The sequence below is a fragment of the Oleiphilus sp. HI0086 genome, assembly GCF_001635225.1.
Map to the genome: position 1 here is coordinate 1 of NZ_LWFZ01000222.1, position 772 is coordinate 772.

At 46.4% G+C, this 772-nt stretch carries 1 protein-coding gene; it reads right to left on the minus strand.

The window, feature by feature from the left end:
- The coding region (locus A3756_RS02935) for a DUF5011 domain-containing protein (protein WP_156490222.1) at window positions 1-772 on the minus strand (772 nt) is incomplete at both ends.

Sequence of the window (772 nt, forward strand, 5' to 3'; positions counted from 1 at the left end):
TTAACTGTACGCGATACAACAATAGCTGAATTACCAGCAGTGTCAGAAACATTGTAGTTTATGATGTAGCTGCCAACGCTTCCGCTGATTACGCTACCTGAACTTACTATGCTTGCACTAATATCTCCGTCAACATTGTCGACGGCGCTGGCACCTTCATCTGAGAAGCTATCGCCTCTTTCTAGTGTAACAACTGCGTCGCCGATAAGTGTTATTACTGGTGCAGTCGTATCTTGAACGATCACCTCGCGCGTTACGGTCGTGGCTACATTGCCAGCTTCATCGGTAACATCGTAAGCAAGTGTGTAAGTGCCGGCAGTGTCAGAATCGACGTTTCCACTGATCATAATGTTGGCGCTGATATCTCCATCACGGTTATCGATAGCGGTAGCGCCTTCTTCATTATAAGTCGAAAGCTGTTCAACATAAGTAGGGTCGTCACCAATAAGAGTGATCACTGGTGCAGTAGTATCTTCTTCGATGACGTATACAGTTCGGATAACTGTTGTCGCGTTGTTGCCTTGGCTGTCGACAACATCGTATTCAATTTGAATGCCGGAGTTATTAGGGGTGGAAGTATCAATAATAGAGGGAGTATCAAGGACGTTTGGTCTAGTGATAACATCGACACTAATGTCACCGTCCTCTGGGTCTATCGCAACGAAGCCAGGCTCTGCATAGGTATCGCCGACCAAGAGGGTGACATCAGTTGAACCAGGTGACGTTTCACTAAGTGTAATAACCGGCTTAAGGTCAACACCTGACTCGTTTG